Annotated in this window: 11 protein-coding genes, 2 pseudogenes and 1 riboswitch; of the genes and pseudogenes, 7 read left to right on the top strand and 6 right to left on the bottom strand. The window is 72.2% G+C overall.

Annotated elements, in window-relative coordinates; all coding sequences use genetic code 11:
• Positions 1-56 precede the first annotated feature (56 nt).
• From ACIBEC_RS00270 to ACIBEC_RS00280, 3 genes are read right to left on the bottom strand one after another with little or no spacing between them, the layout of a single operon-like run.
• A complete protein-coding gene (locus ACIBEC_RS00270; RefSeq protein ID WP_360489784.1) occupies positions 57-551 on the bottom strand; it encodes a hypothetical protein in 495 nt (164 codons plus the stop codon).
• Entirely contained in the window at positions 548-2,263 is a 1,716-nt protein-coding gene (locus ACIBEC_RS00275; RefSeq protein ID WP_360489786.1) for an alpha/beta hydrolase, read from the bottom strand. Before ACIBEC_RS00275 ends, ACIBEC_RS00270 begins: the two co-directional genes overlap by 4 nt.
• A 2-nt stretch (positions 2,264-2,265) precedes the next feature.
• Entirely contained in the window at positions 2,266-2,679 is a 414-nt protein-coding gene (locus ACIBEC_RS00280) for a hypothetical protein (protein WP_360489788.1), read from the bottom strand.
• Positions 2,680-3,139: 460 nt separating this feature from the next.
• Here ACIBEC_RS00280 and ACIBEC_RS00285 point away from each other — a divergent pair, with 460 nt between their 5' ends.
• Positions 3,140-4,567, top strand: coding sequence for an aldehyde dehydrogenase family protein (locus tag ACIBEC_RS00285; protein ID WP_360489790.1), 1,428 nt, complete (start codon positions 3,140-3,142; stop codon positions 4,565-4,567).
• Between the two features lie 115 nt (positions 4,568-4,682).
• Here the strand turns inward: ACIBEC_RS00285 and ACIBEC_RS00290 are convergent, their stop codons facing one another.
• The gene (locus ACIBEC_RS00290; RefSeq protein WP_360489791.1) at positions 4,683-6,140 is read right to left on the bottom strand and encodes a glycine hydroxymethyltransferase; all 1,458 of its coding nucleotides are present in this window, start codon (positions 6,138-6,140) and stop codon (positions 4,683-4,685) included.
• A gap of 20 nt (positions 6,141-6,160) precedes the next feature.
• Positions 6,161-6,257: riboswitch (ZMP/ZTP riboswitch) on the bottom strand.
• Positions 6,258-6,560: 303 nt separating this feature from the next.
• Here ACIBEC_RS00290 and ACIBEC_RS00295 point away from each other — a divergent pair.
• From ACIBEC_RS00295 to ACIBEC_RS00310, 4 genes and pseudogenes are all read left to right on the top strand, one after another.
• Entirely contained in the window at positions 6,561-7,538 is a 978-nt protein-coding gene (locus ACIBEC_RS00295) for an ABC transporter permease (RefSeq protein ID WP_360489793.1), read from the top strand.
• 118 nt (positions 7,539-7,656) lie between these two features.
• Positions 7,657-8,286 (top strand): annotated as a pseudogene (locus ACIBEC_RS00300) (ABC transporter substrate-binding protein); the annotation flags it as partial.
• Positions 8,287-8,434: 148 nt separating this feature from the next.
• The gene (locus ACIBEC_RS00305; RefSeq protein ID WP_396287643.1) at positions 8,435-8,818 is read left to right on the top strand and encodes an ATP-binding cassette domain-containing protein; all 384 of its coding nucleotides are present in this window, start codon (positions 8,435-8,437) and stop codon (positions 8,816-8,818) included.
• A 157-nt stretch (positions 8,819-8,975) separates the two neighbouring features.
• Positions 8,976-9,464 (top strand): annotated as a pseudogene (locus ACIBEC_RS00310) (ATP-binding cassette domain-containing protein); the annotation flags it as partial.
• Between the two features lie 352 nt (positions 9,465-9,816).
• Here ACIBEC_RS00310 and ACIBEC_RS00315 read toward each other — a convergent pair.
• Positions 9,817-10,413, bottom strand: a complete 597-nt coding sequence (locus tag ACIBEC_RS00315; RefSeq protein ID WP_360489795.1) for a GNAT family protein — start codon at positions 10,411-10,413, stop codon at positions 9,817-9,819.
• A 41-nt stretch (positions 10,414-10,454) separates the two neighbouring features.
• Here ACIBEC_RS00315 and ACIBEC_RS00320 point away from each other — a divergent pair, with 41 nt between their 5' ends.
• Positions 10,455-10,865, top strand: coding sequence for a cytidine deaminase (locus tag ACIBEC_RS00320; protein WP_360489797.1), 411 nt, complete (start codon positions 10,455-10,457; stop codon positions 10,863-10,865).
• A 395-nt stretch (positions 10,866-11,260) separates the two neighbouring features.
• Complete coding sequence (locus ACIBEC_RS00325; RefSeq protein ID WP_360489799.1) at positions 11,261-11,824, top strand: EF-hand domain-containing protein; 564 nt, start codon at positions 11,261-11,263, stop codon at positions 11,822-11,824.
• Between the two features lie 40 nt (positions 11,825-11,864).
• Here the strand turns inward: ACIBEC_RS00325 and ACIBEC_RS00330 are convergent, their stop codons facing one another.
• Positions 11,865-12,440: a TetR family transcriptional regulator gene (locus ACIBEC_RS00330; protein WP_360489801.1), complete on the bottom strand. Its 576-nt coding sequence runs from the start codon at positions 12,438-12,440 to the stop codon at positions 11,865-11,867.
• Between the last annotated feature and the right edge of the window lie 103 nt (positions 12,441-12,543).

Consider the following 12,543-nt stretch of genomic DNA (forward strand, 5'->3'; position numbering starts at 1 on the left):
CGCCTTCAGGACTTGCCCGGCTTCGGGACTTGCCCGCCTTCAGGACTTGCCGGCGGTCAGGGCTTGTCCGCCGGCACGCAGGAGGCCCGGACGGTCAGGTGGAAGGTGTCCGGGGCGGTGTCGGGCTCGCCGAGCACCACCGAGGCGGTGAACTCGTCGGATCCCTTGGCGAGGTCGAGCCGCCGGTCGTCACGGTGCCGGACGCCGAAGCCGTCCTGCGCGAGCCGCTGCCGTACCGCTTCGAAGACCTCCGGCGCCTTCGAGGCAGACAGCCCGCTCAGGTCGTACGTCAGGTACGGCAGGTAGGTCGGGGTCGAGCCGACCGGCCCGGGAGCGCACTCGTCCCTGTCGGGCTGGGGTGCGGACACCCGTGCCGCGTCCTTCCCGGGGACGGCGGCGAGCGCGGCGGTGGCGTAGGCCCGGACCTTCTCCTCGGCCCGGCCGAGCCGCATCGACGGGGTGTCGCTGCCGCAGGCGGCGAGGGCGAGGAGGGTGGCGGGCAGCAGCAGGCCGAGCGCGGCGGTCCGCCGGGGGTGGGTGGGCCGGATCATGTGACCGGCTGTCCCGCGATGACCTGGCCGAAGGCCTTCCAGGACGGCGTGTTCGCGTTCCAGTAGTGGTCGTGGTCGGTGTCCTGGGCCGGCAGGTGCTGGGCGCCGAAGGCCGGGTTCATCGGGTCCCGGCCGAACCGCAGGTGGTAGTCGTCGCTGGTCGGGTCGAGGTTGTCGATGTCGATCGCCGGGGTCCAGTCCGTGATCGAGTCCTTGCCGCCGAGCACGGTGTAGACGTGGCTGGGGTCGATCTTGGTGCCGTTCCCGAGGTCGGTGTTGAGGTCGGCGGCCCGTTCGACGCCGACGCCGGGACTCCCGGCGAAGATCACGGTGTCCACCGGCAGTCCCTTGTCGCGCATGGTGTAGCCGACCACGGTGCTGCCGTAGCTGTGCCCGATGATGGTGTTGTGGGACGGCGTGCCCTGGTGGGTGGCGCGCAGGCCGGACTGGAAGTTGAACAGGTCCTGCTCGGCGTCCTTGGCGTAGCCCTCGTAGGCCGCGTCCGGGACGGGCGCCCCGAGCGTGGGCGAGGCGGTCTGGGGCGCCGCGTAGTTCACGTACGCGATCGTGGAGACCTTGGCGCCCGGACTGGACTGTTCCGCGCTGCGGTACATCTCCTTGGCCTTGTCCATGGTGCCGCCGACGCCGCCGAGCCGGGACTCGGTGCCGGGCACGAAGGTGGCCACGTGGTCGGCGGTGTCCGGGTCGTTCAGGGCCAGGATCGCGCGGCCGCCCACCGCCGCGGCGTCGAGCCGGAGCAGGTACGGCCGCGGGTTGCTGTCGGTCACGGGCTGGGCGAGGCGGTCCTGGAGCGTCTGGAGGCCGTGCAACTCGTCCTCCAGGCCCTTGCGCTGGGCCTCCCAGACCACGTGCTCCGGGTTCTTGGCGGCGCCGCCCGGCGTACCCACCCAGGAGGTCGGCTCGGCCTGGTCGAGGGCGGCGAGCTGGGTGCGGAGGTCCGACTGGGCCCGGGTCAGGTTGGTCCGGTTCGCCTGGTCCCGGGCAGCGGCGGGGATGCCGTCGAGATTGCCGACCTGGTCGGGGTGGTTGAGGATCAGCCGCTGCTGCTGGGCCGACGTCAGACCGTCCCACCAGGTCTTGACGTCCGCGGGCTTGGTGCCGGCCGGCGGGACGTGGTCCGTCGCGTCGTCCGCGGCCCGGTCGGCCGAGACCGCCGCGCCGGTCAGGCCGGTGCCGTCGGCGGCGTGCTGGGCGAAGCGGTTCAGCCGGCCGGTGATCGCCCGGTCCGCCTGGGCTCCCTCGTTGAGGGCCGCGGTGATCCGCGCGCTGATGTCCTCCGCCCGCTTGCGCATGGCCTCGTCGGCCGAGGCCGCCTGGGTGCCCCCGGGCTGACCGGGGGCGGGACCCCAGCTGATCTGACCGTCGGGGGCCACCGTGAGACCGTCCGCCTTGGCGTCGTCGAGGGCGGCCACCAGGTGGGACTGCGCCAGTGCGAAGGCCTCGCCGGCGGCGCTCAACGAGCGGCTGACGAAAACGAGTTCCTCGTGCGCGTTCTGCAGCTTGGTGGTGAAGGCCTGGAGGTCGCCGAAGACCTGGGTGGCGGTCGTGCCCGTCCAGCCCGACAGCCGGTTGACGACGGTGCTCTGCCAGACGTCGATGTGCTCGGCGAACTTGCCGGCCAGGGCTTCGTAGGCGTTCTTGGCGCCGGCCAGGTCGTTGAGGTCGGCGTCGTGGAGCGTCGCGATGTCCACGGTCACCGTCCCTTCGCGGACTGGTCGCCGACGATCACCGTGTTGAACGGGTCCGGTCTGGACGGGCCGGGCGTGGACGGGGAGGTGCTGGCGGCCGTCCGGGCGGCAGTGCCGTCCAGGTCGTCGGCGATGTTGCGGTCGCTCGACCCGTAGGACTGCGCGATCTGCTGCAGCTTGGTCCCGTACCGGCCGAGGTCGCCCGCCAGACTGTTCAGCAGCGTGGCCCAGTTGGCGGTGCAGTTGTGCAGGGCCGTCGCGGTGGTCCAGCCCTTGAGGCCGCCCTCGGCCTTTCCGCTCGCCTCGGTCAGCGCCTGGTCCTCGCCCGGGACGGCCTGCGCCAGTTGCTGGGCACTCTGCCCACTTGCCGTCAGATCGCTTGGCCTGACGACGAGTTCGAGTGCTTTGTCCGGATCCACTGTCGCTGTCCCCCCTGATCGCCCGTCGATGGACGAGGACAAGGACGCCGGGGACCGGAGGGCAGTTCCGTGCGGAACCGGGCTTCGTGTACCTCCGTTCTGCCTGGTCCGAGGCCTCCTGGTCACCCCCTTCGAGGATGGCCTCCGTCTCGGTTCGCGCGCCCGGCGTGGTGGCGGGCAGTCCTCGCCAGGGAGGTCGGGAGCAGCGTTGCGGCACCCGGATCGGCGCGGTGGCGGATGGCAGGCCGGTGCCGTCGCCGTGCGAGGACCCGGAGCGGCTGGACGCGCGGCGCGCCGAGGTGGGCATCGAGCGGTTCGACAAGTGCACCGCACGGTTCTGCCCCGTGGAACCGGCAAGTTGCCGGGCCGGATGGGCTCTTGCGCGCGGCTGCCCGGCCGTTTTGACTGGCCTCCGACCAGCACTGTCAGTCAAGCGGCTGAGCTGACGAGAGGACAACCGGTGCAGCAGTACGCGGAGTACAGCGACCAGTACATCGACGGGGCCTGGCGGCCCTCCGGGGACCCCGGCTCGATCGCCGTCCTGAACCCGGCGACCGAGCAGGTGCTCGCCACGGTGCCGGCCGGCGGGACGACCGACGTCGACGCGGCGGTGGCGGCAGCACGCCGGGCCGCCCGGAGCTGGGCCGCGACCACCCGCGAGGAGCGGCTGGACCTGCTGACCCGGCTGCGCGACGGGCTCGCCGCCGCACAGAACGAGATCACCGAGACGGTCGTCGCCGAACTGGGCGCCCCGGTCGGCTTCACCGCCGCCGTGCACGCCGGGCTGCCGCTGACCGTGGCGACCTCCTACCTGACCCTGCTCGCCGAGCACCCCTTCGAGGAGCGGATCGGCAACTCGGTGGTACACGCCGAGCCGGCCGGGGTGGTCGCTGCAATCACGCCGTGGAACTACCCGCTGCACCAGATCGTGGCCAAGGTCGTCCCCGCCCTGGCGGCCGGCTGCCCGGTGGTCCTCAAGCCGGCCGAGGACACCCCGCTGGTGGCCCGGCTGTTCGCCCGCCTGGTGCACGAGGCCGGGTTCCCGGCCGGCGTGTTCAACCTCGTCACCGGCACCGGGGAACTGGCGGGCGCGGCGCTCGTCGCCCACCCGGGGGTGGACGTGGTCTCGTTCACCGGCTCCACCGCCGTCGGCCGGCAGGTCGCCGAGACGGCCGGCCGGGGCCTCAAGCGGGTCGCCCTGGAGCTCGGCGGCAAGTCGGCCAACGTCGTCCTGCCGGGCGCCAACATCACCCGCGCGGTCAAGACCAACGTCGCCGGCGTCTTCGCCAACTCGGGCCAGACCTGCAGCGCCTGGACCCGCCTGCTGGTGCACGAGGACCAGTACGAGGAGGCGATCACGCGAGCCGCCAAGGCTGCCGCCCCGTACGTGCCCGGCGACCCCACCGACCCGCAGACCCGGATCGGCCCGGTGGTCAACGCCAAGCAGCTGGCCCGGGTGCGCGGCTACATCGACGGCGCGCTGGCCGAGGGCGCCCGGCTGGTCGTCGGCGGCTCGGAGCCCGTCGCCGAACTGCCCACCGGCTTCTACGTCCGCCCGACCGTACTCGCCGACGTGGCACCGGAGATGGCGGTGGCCCAGGAGGAGGTCTTCGGCCCGGTCCTGGTGATCCTCGCCTACCGCGACGAGGACCACGCCGTCGAACTCGCCAACGGCACCCTGTACGGCCTGGCCGGCGGCGTCTGGGCCCGCGACACCGACACCGCCGCCGCCTTCGCCCGCCGCCTCGACACCGGCCAGGTCGACCTCAACGGCGGCCGCTTCAACCCCCTCGCGCCGTTCGGCGGCTACAAGAACTCCGGCCTCGGCCGCGAACTGGGCCGCCACGGGCTGGAGGAGTTCCTGCAGTACAAGTCGCTGCAGTACTAGCGGAATCGGGTGTCGCCCGGGGCCGCCGGCGGAGGTGCCGGCGGCCCCGGGCGTTCCCGGCGGGGTGTGGGGGTGCGGGGGGGTGTTGGGGGGCTCCCCGTGTTCCGGGCGGTCGTCAGGCGAGGTCGATGCCCGGGTAGAGGGGGTACGGGGTGAGGAGGTCGGCGGCGCGCTTGGCGGTGGCGTCGCGGAGGGCGGCGTCGAGGGTGTAACCGGCCTTGGACGGGGTGCCGTTGGCGGCGGTGGTGGGGATGGTGGCGCGCAGGACGGTGTCGATCAGTTCGGCGATCTCGTCCATCTCGGCAGCGCCGAGGCCGCGGGTGGTGAGGGCGGGGGTGCCGAGGCGGATGCCGGAGGTGTACCAGGCACCGTTGGGGTCCTGCGGGACGGAGTTGCGGTTGGTGACGATGCCCGAGTCGAGCAGTGCCGCCTCGGCCTGCCGGCCGGTCAGGCCGTAGCCGGAGACGTCGGCGAGGACGAGGTGGTTGTCGGTACCGCCGGTGACCAGCTTGGTGCCGCGGCGCAGCAGGCCCTCGGCGAGGGCCTGGGCGTTGGCGACGACGGCGTGGGCGTAGGCCTGGAACTCGGGGCGGCGGGCCTCGGCGAAGGCGACGGCCTTGGCGGCCATGACGTGCGAGAGCGGGCCGCCGAGCACCAGCGGGCAGCCGCGGTCGACGTGTTCGGCCAGCTCGGCGGTGCAGAGCACCATGCCGCCGCGCGGGCCGCGCAGGGACTTGTGGGTGGTCGTGGTGACGATGTGGGCGTGCGGGACGGGGTCGTGGTCGCCGGTCAGCACCTTGCCCGCGACCAGGCCGGCGAAGTGCGCCATGTCGACCATGAGGGTGGCGCCGACCTCGTCCGCGATCTCGCGCATCAGGCGGAAGTTGACCAGCCGCGGGTAGGCGGAGTAGCCGGCGACGATGATCAGCGGGCGGAACTCGCGGGCGGTCTCGCGCAGCGCGTCGTAGTCGATCAGGCCGGTGGCCGGGTCGGTGCCGTAGCTGCGCTGCTCGAACATCTTGCCCGAGATGTTGGGGCGGAAGCCGTGGGTGAGGTGGCCGCCGGTGTCGAGGGACATGCCGAGCATGCGCTGGTTGCCGAGCTCGTGGCGCAGCTGTGCCCAGTCCTCCTCGGTGAGGTCGTTGACGTTACGGACCCGGGCCCGCTCGAGAGCCGGGCTCTCGACCCGCTGGGACAGGACGGCCCAGAAGGCGGTGAGGTTGGCATCGATGCCGGAGTGCGGCTGGACGTAGGCGTGGTCGGCGCCGAACAGCTCGCGGGCGTGCTCGGCGGCGAGGGTCTCGACGGTGTCGACGTTGCGGCAGCCCGCGTAGAAGCGGCGGCCGGCGGTGCCCTCGGCGTACTTGTCGCTGAGCCAGTTGCCCATGGCGAGGAGGACGGCCGGGGAGGCGTAGTTCTCGCTGGCGATCAGCTTCAGCGAGGCGCGCTGGTCGGCGAGTTCCCGGCCGATGGCGGCGGCGATCCGCGGTTCGACGGCGGCGACCACCTCGAGGGCGCTGCGGAAGGCGGTGTCGGCGGCGGGGGTCGCGGCGGTGTGGGGCTGCTGGGCCAAGGCGGTCTCCTGACGGGGATGCGGATGGCCCAGGCGCTCGGCAACTTCACGTGAGGTTTCACGAGGCCGCTTCCCGATGGTTGATTCCATCCCTACGCGCCAGTCGCAGCCCACCGGGATCGTATCAACATCGGACGGACTGTGGCGGAGGTCTCAGAATGCGGAACGCCCGGTCCGATTTGCCATCTTATGTCCGTTTCTTTTGCGACGCCGGTGTTGCGGCGAAATGAAGCCGCCACATTTCCCGAAACAGTGTCGCAGGAATACCAACGAGCGCCCGAAAGGTGATTTGCGGTCCCTCGGACGCATCCGATCAAATGTCGTTCGAACGGCCCACGGGAAACCCCCGTAGGCCGTACCGGAAATGCACATCAGCGCACCCTCACCCATGGGCGGCGGAGAATTCGGGGGTTACGCCTCATGGCAGTGGTCGACACAGTCCCAGTCCCTACGGCCGGGCCCGCGACCGCCGCGGCCCCGAGCCCGCTCCGCCGGATCCTGCGGAACCGGGTCGGTGCCGCCGCCCTGGCCGTCGTGCTGCTGTTCCTGCTGCTCGCCATCGCGGCCCCGCTGATCGCCGCGCTGTACGGGAAGAACCCGGTCGAGCACTACGGCCAGAACACTCCGGGCCTGCTCAGCGACGGCGGCCTGCCGATGCTGCCGAACGGCGGGATCTCCGGAGATTTCTGGTTCGGCCTGGAGCCCGGCCTCGGCCGGGACGTGTTCACCCAGCTGCTGTGCGGCATCCGCACCTCGCTGCTGATCGCCTTCGCCGCCGCCACCGCGACCACCGCACTGGGCGTCCTGGCCGGTGTCGCGGTCGGCTATCTCGGTGGAATCGCGGACCGGCTGTTCGGATTCCTCGCCAATGTGCTGCAGGCCTTTCCGACCCTGCTCCTGCTGCTCGCACTCAGCCCGGTCATCCAGTCCCGGCTGGTCGATCCGGGCGCCGCGGAACCGGAATGGATGCAGTTCCTGGTGCTGATCCTGGTTTTCTCCGTGTTCGGCTGGATTCCGCTCGCGCTTTCCCTTCGGGCCACTGTGCGCTCGCTCCGAGAAAGGGATTTCGTGCAGTCCGCCCGGCCCCAGGCCGCGAGCCGGCTCCATGTCGTCGTCCACGAACTGCTGCCGAATGTGCGCTCGCAGCTGCTGGTCCACGCCACCATGGCGGTGCCGGGCTACGTCGCCTCCGAGGCCGCGCTGTCCTTCCTTGGTGTCGGCATCACCGAGCCGGTCCCGGACTGGGGGCGGATGATCTCGCGCGGTTCGGAGGTCTTCCAGGCCGACCCCACCTACCTGGTCTTCCCCGGGACGGCGCTGCTGCTGTTCGCGATCGCCTTCAACCTGCTCGGCGACGCCGTCCGGGACGCGCTGGATCCGCGTGCCGGCGTCCGCTGAGACCTGCTGAACCCTGCTGAATCCGCTGAGTCCCGCTGCGTCCGCCGAGCCACACCCTTCCCATCCGTCAACCCGAACCCTCCCCGGCGCGATCCGCCGGGGCGAGGAGAGATTCGCCATGCGCTGGACCAGACCGTCCCTCGCCGTCACCGCCACCGTCCTGCTGGCGACCTCCTGCTCGGCCGGCGCGGGCAGCACCGGCTCCGCCGGCGCCGGGGCCTCCGCCAAGGAGACCTCCCCGCTGACCGCCGTGCACGGCACCGAGCAGGACAGTGCCGGGCCGGCCCCCGCCGTCCCGGGCGCCCGCGCGGGCGGCACGCTGAACGTGTACAACAGCGTCGAGTTCCGCCACCTCGACCCGCAGAAGGTCTACGCGGGCGCCACCTACAACACCTCGCTGCCCTGGGGGCGCCCGCTGACGCAGTATCAGATAGTGGACGGCAAGGCCAAGTTGGTCGGCGACCTGGCCACCGACACCGGCACCTCCGCCGACGGCGGGCGCACCTGGACGTACCGGCTCAAGCAGGGCGTGGCCTGGGAGGACGGCAAGCCGATCACCGCCCAGGACGTCAAGTACGGCATCGAACGCACCTTCGGCAAGGGCTACGAGGTCGGCCCGCCCTACTGGCCGCAGTGGCTCACCGGCGAGGCGAACTACGAGGCGGCGCGCGCCCAGTACGCGGGCCCGCGGGACGGCGACCTGGCCGCGATCGAGACCCCGGACGAGCGCACCGTCGTCTCCACTTCCCGCAACCGCAGGCCGACGTCCCGTACATGGCCGCGCAGTCCTCCTCCTCGCCGGTGCGCCGGGACAAGGACACCGGGGGACGGACTACGACCGCCGGCCGTTCGCCACCGGCCCGTACCGGATCGTCGAGCACGTCCAGAACACCCGGATGGTGCTGGAGCGCAACCCGGCGTGGAAGCCCGAGACCGACCTGCTCGACCGGGTCGGCATCCCGACGGCCCGGGTGCGCGACTACCCGCACCAGTTCTCGGGCGGGATGCGCCAGCGCGTGATGATCGCGATGGCGCTGATGAACGATCCGCAGCTGCTGATCGCCGACGAGCCGACCACCGCCCTGGACGCCCGCGTCCAGCGGCAAGTCCTCGACCTTCTGGGCGAGTTGCAGCGCGAGCACGGCACCGTCGTGCTGCTGGTCAGCCACGACCTGGGCGTCGTCGCCGGGACGACGGACCGCACGCTGGTGCTGCGCGGCGGCGTCCGGGCCGAGTCCGCGCCGACCGCCGACCGCCGAACTGCTGACCGCGCCGGGTGAGCCGTACACCCGGGCACTCGTGGGGGCCGCGCTCCGACTGGGCTCCGTACCGGGCACGACACTGCCGACAGTTGATGGCCCGTCACTTTCGCGGGCGTACCGGCCGAGGGTCGTCGAGCGATCCGAGCGATGGCTGGTCGAGGTGGAGGACCTCACCGTGCACTTCCCCGGGCGACGGCGCCTCCTCGGAAGGCGTCGCTTCCCCGGAGGGTGGCGTCTCCCCGACCTGCGGGCCGAGCCGGTCCGGGCGGTCGAGGGCGTCAGCCTGCGGATCGCGCCCGGCGAGACGGTCGGGCTGGTCGGCGAGTCCGGCTCCGGCAAGTCCACCACCTCGCGGGTCCTGGCCGGCCTTCAACGGCCGACCAGCGGAAGGGTGTTGTACAACGGCCTGGACGTCACCCGCCCGGACCGGGAGCTGCGGCACCGGCTCGGCCGCGAGATCCAGTTGGTCTTCCAGGACCCGTACGCCTCGCTCAACCCGCGCCGTACCGTCGCCCAGACCCTCGACACCCCGCTGCGCCTGCACACCCCGCTGACCCCGGCCGAACGGCGGGAGCGGTCCGCCGAGTTGCTGGAGCAGGTCGGACTGAACGCCGGACACCTGGACCGTTACCCGCACGAATTCTCCGGCGGGCAGCGCCAACGGATCGGCATCGCCCGGGCCCTGGCCCCGCAGCCGCGCCTGATCATCGCGGACGAACCGGTCTCGGCACTCGACGTGTCGGTGCGGGCACAGGTGCTCAACCTGCTGATGGAGCTGCGCGAACGCCTCGGCGTGGCCTTCCTGTTCGTCTCGCACGACCTCGCCGTGGTCCGGCACTTCTGCGACCGGGTGGCCGTCATGCACCGGGGCCGACTGGTGGAGTCCACCGACCGGGACCGGCTGTTCGCCGCGCCGCACACCGAGTACACGGTCCGCGCGGGCGGGGTTCCTCGCGGGCGGGTTCCTCACCGACGGCTCACGCGGGCGGCCCGCCCGGGCGGCTTCGCTCGCGGGGTCAGCGCGGGTCGTCGGGGAGGAGCGCGTAGAGGTACATGTCGCGGCGCTCCCCGCCGATCGTGCGGTGGGAACGCAGCAGGCCCTCGCGGCGGAAGCCGGTCCGCTCGGCGGCGCGCAGCGATCCGGTGTTCCACGGCTCGATGGACAGCTCCAGCCGGGCCAGGCCCAGTTCGTCCAGCGCCCATTCGGCGACGGACCGCAGCGCATGGCCCGCCACGCCCCCGCCGCGCGCCGAGGGAGCCGTCCAGTAGCCGATCGAGGCACGGTCGTCGGGCTGCGGGAACAGGCCGACGAAGCCCACGGCCCGGTCCGGCGCCTCTGCCCCGTCCGCTTCTGCCCCGCCGCCCGCCCCTCCCCCGTCCGCCTGGCAGGCGACCGCGAAGGAGCAGCCGGCGCCGTCGGCGGCCTTCGCCCACTGCCGCTCGACGAAGGCCCGCCCGGCCGCCTCGTCGTACGCGGCCGGAACGGTGGTGACCAGCGGGATGTACGGGTCGGCGGCGGCCTCCCGGATGACCGGCAGGTCGGTGAGGCGCCAGGGGCGCAGGGTGAAGGGGCCGGCGGAAAGGGTTGGCACGATCAGGGGCGGGCGGTTCATGATCGAAGCCTGCCAGGTCCGATCGAAGAGGTGTAGCGAATATGTCCACCAGCAACCAGGCACCCGTGGACACGGAGCTCGTCGAGGCAGCCCAGGAGGTGGCGCGGCGGTACGCGCGGGGCGACAACCACACCGTGGCGGCCGCCGGGCGCAATGCCGACGGGCGGATCGTCACCGCCCTGAACGCCTACCACTTCACCGGCGGGCCCTGCGCGGAGCTGGTGCTCATCGGGGCGGCGGCCGGGCAGGGGGCGTACGAGCTCACCACCGTCGTGGCGGTCGGCGACCGGGAGCGCGGGGTGATCCCGCCGTGCGGGCGCTGCCGCCAGGCGCTGCTGGACTACTTCCCGCAGGTGCGGATCATCGTCGGGCAGGGGTCCGAGCTGCGCACCGTACCGGTGCTGGACCTGCTGCCGGAGACGTACGTCTGGGCCGACCACCAGGAGGACTGACCACCCGGGGGGATGGCCCCAGGAGAACTGACCACCCGGAGGATTGAGGGCACGCTTAGCAGGCCGGCACTCGGGTGCACGGGGGAATCAGCAGCCGGTCACCCGCATGTGCGAACCGGCGGCGGGCTTCCCGTGTGCGGCCGACGGCGCTCAGTAACGTGCGGCGGAACGGTCCACGCAGCACGCCCATCGACTTCGCCGCGCCCGGCGCCCCCCGCCAGGTCGTCGCCAGCCTTCACCGGTGCCCGATGACCCGCTCCCACCACCCCTGAGCCCACCGACTGCGCTCGCGCAGGCATTCGCCCTTCGTTCTGCTGCGCGATTCCGGCTCAAGGCGTTAGCGTGCAGGCGATGTGACATAGCAGACGTAGGAATCGCCAGCCCGAGGGGGCACATTGTCGGACGACCTGCTCAACGCGAAGATCCACCACGGTTTCGATCACCTCGACGCCGACGGCGACGGCCTGCTCACCGAACGGGACCACGTCCTGATGGGCCACTCGGTGGCCCGCTCGCTCGGCCACCAGGAGGGCTCGGAGGCGGAAGCCGTCATCGTCCGCGCCTACCTGACGATCTGGCACGACCTCCACCTCGCCCGACTGCCCGCCGGCACCGAGGCGATCACCCGCGAGCAGTTCACCGCCTCGACCGGCTCGCTCGCCGGCGACCCCGAGGCCGCCCGGGACATCCTCGGCGCGCTCGCCGAGGCCTTCCTCGCCGTCGCCGACGCCGACCACAGCGGAACCGTGGACGCGGGCGAGTTCTTCGTCTTCCAGCGCGGCCACTTCGCCGGCCTCGGCCGCGACGACGCCGACGAAGCCTTCCGCCACCTCGACACCGACGGCGACGGCGTACTGTCCGCGGCCGAGTTCACCAACGCCATCATCGAGTACTGGACCAGCCGCGACCCGGACGCACCCGGCAACTGGTGGACGGGCAAGCCCCCGCACGGCTTCTGAGCCGGGCTTACGGACGCGGCGGAGCGAAGGATCGTCCCGGTCAGGCGGACGGGACGATCCGCTCGACGATGGTGTCGACCAGCGCCGAGAGGCCGTCGACGCCCAACACCTCGGGCAGGGTGAGGTGTTCGATGATCAGGCCGGTCATGGCGAGGTAGAGCACGATGACGGTCTCCCGGTCGCCGGGGAAGCCCTCGCCCAGGTGGTAGGCGATGTTGGCCTCAAGGTCGTCCCGGATGGTGCGGGTGAGCTGGGCCCGCAGGTCCGGGCGGCGGGTGGCCTCCAGACGCAGCTCGAGCATCGCGAGGTAGCCGGCCCGGTCGGCGGTGATGCGGCGGATCAGCTCGTGCATCAGGGCCGTGACCAGGGCGCGGTCGCGGGGGGCGCGCATCAGCTCGTCGATGATCGCCGGGTCCGGGATGATCCGGTGGTGGATGTGCCGGGCGGTCTGGTGGAGCAGGTGGTCCCGGCTCGCGAAGTAGTTGGAGGCCGTGCCCTTGGGGACGCCGGCCTGGACGTCGACCGCGCGGAAGGTGAGGCCGCGGGCACCCTCGTGGGCGAGGACCTCGATGGCGGCGTCGGCGAGGGCGGTGCGGCGGGCGGGGTTCTGGACCATGGGCCGATTCTGCCTCCTGCGGACTTCCGGGACTCGGGGCGGTACCGGATCGGGGCGACATGGGCTCGAGGAGCCGGTTTCAGGAGATCCCTTGTTTCAGGAA

The sequence above is a fragment of the Kitasatospora sp. NPDC051164 genome (assembly GCF_044455625.1).
GTDB lineage: Bacteria > Actinomycetota > Actinomycetes > Streptomycetales > Streptomycetaceae > Kitasatospora.